The organism is Pedobacter sp. HMWF019 (genome assembly GCF_003061025.1).
Lineage (GTDB): Bacteria > Bacteroidota > Bacteroidia > Sphingobacteriales > Sphingobacteriaceae > Pedobacter.
The window spans coordinates 1-6619 of record NZ_QAIL01000016.1; the positions used below are offsets into that span (position 1 = coordinate 1).

Sequence of the window (6619 nt, forward strand, 5' to 3'; positions counted from 1 at the left end):
ATGGAGGGCAATGGAGAGGTGACCATTTATAATGGTAATTATTCTGAATACAGAATTAGTTTAGAAGCTGAAAAGACGAAAGAAACTAAGCCATCTAAAAAAGTGGAAGTAGAAAACTCCCCTGCCCCTGTAGTAAAAAAGTTAAGTTATAAAGAACAAAAAGAACTGGACGATTCGGAATCCCAGATAGCCCAACTTGAAAATAAGATTTCAGAACTGACCTCTTCCCTGCTTTTTATAGAAAGTACAGATTATATACAGATACAGGAAGTGACCAAGAAAATAGAGCATATTCAAAGTGAACTGGATAAGGTTACGGAACGGTGGTTAGAATTATCTGAAAAAATAAATTTAAAATGAAAACCTCTGATTTAGTTGCAACAGTTGGTGTAGGCTTATTACTAATAGCCTTCTTTCTACAAGCCCTGAAAATGATCAAGGCTGAAGATCCGATTTATGCGCTATTGAATCTGTTTGGAGCTGCAATTGCTGGATATTCTTCCTGGATGATTGGCTTTATTCCTTTCGTTATATTAGAGGCTGTGTGGGTATTTGTGGCTATTTTCAGCCTTTTTAAGAATTTTAAAAGTAAACGTTCCACGTGAAACCTAGATACTCCTATTCGTAATTTTAGGAGACTTGTTCCACGTGGAACATTAATAAAATGAGCAATGTTTAAAGAATATGATGTCATTGTTGTAGGTGCTGGACACGCAGGTTGCGAAGCAGCTGCAGCTGCAGCAAATCTCGGTTCCTCCGTTCTGTTGATTACCATGAATATGGAAACCATCGCACAGATGAGTTGCAATCCTGCCATGGGTGGTGTGGCAAAAGGACAAATCGTTAGAGAAATTGACGCTATGGGTGGTTATTCCGGCATCATCGCCGATAAAACAACTCTTCAGTTTCGCATGCTCAACCTATCAAAAGGTCCGGCAATGTGGAGCCCAAGAGCACAAAATGACAGAAAACGATTTGCTGAAGAATGGCGTCTTGCTTTAGAACGCACGCCAAATGTAGACTTCTGGCAAGACATGGTCAGCAGTCTTATCATAAAAAATGATCGGGTAATTGGCGTTAAAACTTCGATTGGTGTTGAGATCAGATCTAAATCCGTAGTCCTCACAAATGGTACATTTCTCAATGGACTAATTCATATTGGGGAAAAGAAATTTGGAGGGGGACGTACGGGGGAAAAAGCAGCTACCGGAATTACCGAACAACTCAAAGAACTTGGTTTGGAAGCTGGAAGAATGAAGACAGGTACCCCACCCCGTGTAGACGGAAGGTCCTTAAATTATTCTCTGATGGAAGAACAATGGGGGGATGAAAATCCAGGTAGATTCTCGTATACCAATGTAGCTCTTCCTACAGAACAACGTTGCTGCTGGATCACCTATACCAACAGTAATGTTCATGAAACCTTAAAAGAAGGTTTTGAAAAATCACCGATGTTTACCGGCCGAATCAAAGGTCTTGGACCAAGATATTGTCCTTCTATAGAAGACAAAATTAACCGCTTCGCAGAAAGGGAAAGACACCAGATATTTGTAGAACCAGAAGGGTGGAATACTTGTGAAATTTATGTTAATGGATTTTCTACATCCCTCCCTGAAGATGTACAGTACCGCGCGTTGATTCAAATTCCGGGCTTTGAAAATGCCAAAATGTTCCGCCCTGGTTATGCTATAGAATACGATTATTTTCCACCTACTCAACTCACTTTAACGTTGGAAACAAAGAAAATAAGCCATTTATTCTTTGCAGGACAGATCAATGGAACTACTGGATACGAAGAAGCTGCAAGTCAGGGATTTATCGCAGGGATTAACGCTCATCAGAAAGTACATGATAAACAGGAGTTGATTATGAAAAGATCAGAGTCATATATTGGTGTACTGATTGATGACCTGGTCACCAAAGGAACAGACGAGCCGTACCGGATGTTCACTTCCAGAGCAGAGCACCGATTGCTACTTAGACAGGACAATGCAGATATCCGTTTATCCCCTATTGGTCATCAACTTGGACTCATCAGTGATGAACGTCTGAATCTGGTTAAACAAAAGGTGGCCAATTCAGATGCTATTGTCGCCTTTTCGAAAAAAGAAGGTATTGACATGGCAGCAGCCAACAATATGCTGGAAAAATTAGGTACCAGTGCACTCACTCAGAATGTAAAGTTGTTTAGTATCTTAAGTCGTCCGCAAGTCGGTATAGAAGATCTTCGTCAGGTCAGTCCAGCCTTTAATGAATTACTCAATAAGTACGATAAAGAAACGGTGGAACAAGCAGAGATCAAAATTAAATACGAGAGCTACTTTGAAAAAGAGCAGGAAATTGTTAACAAGATGCAGAAGATGGAAGACAAAGACATCAACCCGGACTTCGACTATTCCCAGTTGATTTCACTTTCCAAGGAAGCAAGAGAGAAACTTTTGAAGATAAAACCAAGAACTTTGGGTCAGGCCTCCAGAATTTCAGGTGTCTCGCCTTCTGATATCTCTGTTCTAATGGTTCACATCAGTAAATAATTCATAATAAACTGACAATCAACTAATTAATAAATAAAATATCGCTTTAAAATCAGGCTTATTTTAAAGCGATATAACACACTTTCTAGTTTTTTTAATATAATTAGTTTAAACACGAATAAAATTACTCAGAGCTCATTAAAATGGCAAAATCAGGCATTAATAGAATTATACCCATCTTTTTTTCCTTCCTAATGGGAATTTCCCTTTTTTATGGCTGCGGGACACCCGGACAGCTCACCGGAGGGCCAAAAGACACTAAGCCACCTAAGGTTTTAAAAATGGAGCCCAAAGATCTGTCTACCAATTTTCAGGCTAAAAAAATAGTGATTCAGTTCGATGAATATTTTAAGATCAATAATCAGCAAAAGGAATTTTCTATTTCACCCGAACTGGAAAGACAGCCTGAACTCAAAGTAAAGAAGAAATTTCTTGAAATTAATTTCATGGATAGTCTGGAAAAGAACACCACCTATACTTTAAATTTCGGTAAATCCATCGGAGATATTAATGAAGGAAACCTCATCAAGAATTTCACCTATGTATTTTCCACCGGTCCTACCCTAGACTCTTTAAGTATAAAAGGAAAAGTCGTAAATTCTCTAACGCAACTTCCGGAAATTGAAGCTGTAGTTATGCTCTTTCCTTTACAAAAGGATAGTTTATTTGGTAAAAAACGTCCTTCCATCTATACCACAACAGACAGCAGCGGAAACTACAAACTAAGTAATTTAAGAAAAGGTGATTATAAAATCTATACGGTTAAAGATAAAAACAGCGATAAAATTTACCAGCAAAGTTCGGATGAAGTTGGATTTTTAAAAGAACCCATACATCTGAAAGCCAATATCGACAATGTTAATATGGTGATGTTCAAAGAAGATGCTGCAGTGTTCAGGATCATTGATCGCAAGCTGAATCCTGATGGAAGCATATTCATGGACTTTAACCAAAAACTCTCCAAACCAGAACTTACCATTACAGAGCCTGCTGCCCTGGATGCGGGCAAGCTTGTTAAGTTTAATGCCACAAAAGATTCTGTGAAGCTCTGGTTAAAAGACATGAACTTTGATTCTGTAAAAGTAAGCGTAACCGACGCTGGAAAATTGCTTCAAACCGCAAAACTGACACGGGGCAAAAAAGATACTTACACGCGTACGCTCACCGCTACAGATAATCTAGAAGGTAATTTACTTAACCCCAACAGACCGCTTCGTTTAAGCTTTACACTGCCTGTAGAAGGTGTTGATCTGTCTAAAGTAACCTTGATGGAAGACTCTGTTGTTAAAAAAGGAATAACCATCGTTAAAGACAGTACAGATCTGCTCTCCTACCTGGTTAAATACCCATGGGTAGCCAAAAGTATTTATGAAATTAAGTTCGGTGCCGGTGCTTTTACAGCAATATTTAAAGCCACGAATAAAGAATTTAGCAAGAAATTCGAATTGGCAAACCGGGATAACTATGGTACATTACAACTCAAAGTAGCCGTTACAGAAAAGGACAAACAATATATTCTGGAGGTATTGGATGAAAAAAAATTCATTGTTAATACCAATACTTTCCAGGGGGATACAGTACTAAAATTTGTCAACTACCGCGCAGGAAAATACTATGTAAGGATTATCTACGACGCCAATAAGAACGGCCTCTGGGACACTGGAAACATAGCCAAGGGGATTCAACCTGAAAAGGTCTATAATGAGCCAAAAGAGCTCTCTATAAAGGCCAATTGGGATAGAAATGAAACCATCACTATCCCAAAAGAACCTTCTTCTTAATTTATCTGAACCAATCCGAGTATAGGATATAATTGTCAGGAAGTTTATTCAATAAAGCCCGTTGCTGTTCAGTAATGGGCTTTAATTTTTTCGCCGGTGTTCCACCATAAATATATCCACTTTCGCAATAAGTGTTCTCCAGCACTACAGCGCCCGCAGCAATGATACAATACTCTTCAACAACGGCATGATCCATTACAATAGCGCCCATGCCAATCAGTACATGGTCTTTAATTAAACAGCCATGCACAATAGCATTATGCCCTACAGAAACCCGGTTACCTATTGTTGTAGAGGCTTTCAAATAGGTAGCATGAATCACTGCACCATCCTGTATATTTGTTTCATTACCAATGCTAATACTATTTACATCCCCTCTTATTACTGCGTTAAACCAAACGGAGCAATTATTTCCTATACTCACCTCTCCTACTATTGTGGCGTTTGGTGCAATAAAACAATTATCTCCCCAATCAGGAGATTTCCCTTTTACAGGCAATATTACTGGCATAATCTTTCGTTTAAAATATGGTATCTGTTAATGTTTCTGCATGTTTTGGATAGTCTGTTGTATAATGCAAGCCCCGACTTTCCTTCCTGGCCATCGCAGATTTTATAACAATATAAGCCACCTGTATCACATTTCTGAGCTCACAAAGTTTGACTGAAACTTTATTCTTTTTATAGAATTCTTCGGTCTCTTCAAATAATAGATACAACCTCCTCATCGCCCTGTCCAGCCTGAAATCAGAGCGTACAATACCTACATAATCACTCATTAGCTTTTGCATTTCTCTTAAATTATGTGTAACCAGAATATCTTCGTTAGACTGAGTTACTCCATGCTCGTTCCAATCGGGAATATTGTCTGGTATCACAGCTGTCTTAAACCGTTCTACAGCATCCAGGTAAATCCGGTGGGCAAAAACCGGCGCTTCCAGTAAAGAGTTGGAAGCCAATCGATTTGCACCATGCAATCCAGTAGATGAACATTCCCCGCAAGCATATAGGTTCTGTATAGAAGATCTTCCGAATTCATCTACTAAAATACCTCCGCACATATAATGTGCGGCCGGAGTAACGGGTATCAGATCTTTAGTCATATCTATACCGATCGACAAACATTTGGCATAAATATTAGGAAAATGATTTAAAATATCTTGCTTTTTTCGGTTCGTAATATCAAGATAAACGAAGTCTTCACCTGACTTTTTCATCTCGGAATCTATAGCTCTTGCCACAATATCTCTTGGTGCCAGAGATCCGCGTGCATCATATTCATACATAAATTCATCCCCGTTCTTTCGTCTTAGCACACCGCCAAAACCACGAACTGCCTCAGAAATTAAAAAAGCTGGATACTCACCCGGATGGTAAAGCGCCGTTGGATGAAACTGGATAAACTCCATATTCCTCAATTTTCCCTTAGCACGATAAACCATCGCCATTCCATCGCCCGTAGCAATAACGGGATTTGTTGTACTCGAATAGATATGTCCTGCACCACCCGATGCCATGATAGTCACAGAAGCTAAGATCTTCTCCACATCGTTACGCTCTGTGTTAAAGGCATATACACCAAAACAGTGGATATCTTTAGTACTCTTGTCCACAAATTCACCAAGATGATGCTGAGTTATTAACTCCAGACAGAAGTAATGTGTTAATATCTCTATGTTTTCGTTCTCATGAATCTGTTTGAGTAAAACACTTTCAATTTCATAGCCCGTCACATCTTTGTAATGCAAAACACGATGTTCCGAATGACCACCTTCCTTGGCCAGGTCATAAACACCTTTTGGGTCTTTGTCAAAATTGATTCCATAATCAATAATCTCTTGAATACGCTGAGGCCCCTCTTTTACAACGATTTCCACCACTTTTTTATCACATAATCCATCTCCTGCAATTAAGGTATCTTCAATATGTTTGTCAAATGAATCATCTTTGTCAACTACAACCGCTACACCACCCTGGGCATATTTTGTATTTGATTCGTCTTCATTTGACTTGGTAATAATTAAAACTTTCCCGTGCCGGGCAGCTTTTAAAGCAAAGCTCAAACCCGCAATACCCGAGCCTATGACTAAAAAATCGACTTTTTTCATTGATTTAGGCTAATTTCCACCACTTTGTTAACAACGTTGGTAGAAGTGTTAATTTCTTGTATAAATAAATAGAACAAATATTTTTGAATGTTTAAAGCTAAGGTAAAAACAGATTTTGACACAATATTTTCAGTTATTTTTAACCAGTATTCCCGGGGTTATTCACTTTTTATCCTCAGTCAAAAAATTAACATAC

General features: G+C 38.7%; 5 protein-coding genes and 1 pseudogene. 4 read left to right on the forward strand and 2 right to left on the reverse strand.

The window, feature by feature from the left end:
• From DBR11_RS00750 to DBR11_RS00765, 4 genes and pseudogenes are all read left to right on the forward strand, one after another.
• Positions 1-360, forward strand: a pseudogene (locus DBR11_RS00750) (ABC transporter ATP-binding protein); the annotation flags it as partial.
• Positions 357-605 carry a hypothetical protein gene (locus DBR11_RS00755; RefSeq protein ID WP_108549696.1) on the forward strand — a complete coding sequence of 83 codons (249 nt, stop codon included), beginning with the start codon at positions 357-359 and terminating at the stop codon, positions 603-605. The pseudogene DBR11_RS00750 and the gene DBR11_RS00755, both read left to right, overlap by 4 nt.
• Positions 606-671: 66 nt before the next feature.
• Entirely contained in the window at positions 672-2534 is a 1863-nt protein-coding gene (mnmG, locus tag DBR11_RS00760) for a tRNA uridine-5-carboxymethylaminomethyl(34) synthesis enzyme MnmG (RefSeq protein WP_108549697.1), read from the forward strand.
• Between the two features lie 194 nt (positions 2535-2728).
• A complete protein-coding gene (locus DBR11_RS00765; protein ID WP_233260602.1) occupies positions 2729-4315 on the forward strand; it encodes an Ig-like domain-containing protein in 1587 nt (528 codons plus the stop codon).
• 1 nt (position 4316) lies between these two features.
• On the opposite strand, the gene DBR11_RS00770 is transcribed toward DBR11_RS00765, so the two are convergent.
• Both DBR11_RS00770 and nadB read right to left on the reverse strand, forming a co-directional pair.
• The gene (locus DBR11_RS00770) at positions 4317-4826 is read right to left on the reverse strand and encodes a gamma carbonic anhydrase family protein (protein ID WP_108549699.1); all 510 of its coding nucleotides are present in this window, start codon (positions 4824-4826) and stop codon (positions 4317-4319) included.
• 10 nt (positions 4827-4836) lie between these two features.
• Positions 4837-6423 (reverse strand): L-aspartate oxidase, encoded by a 1587-nt coding sequence (nadB, locus tag DBR11_RS00775; protein ID WP_108549700.1) that lies wholly within the window; start codon positions 6421-6423, stop codon positions 4837-4839.
• Positions 6424-6619: the final 196 nt, after the last annotated feature.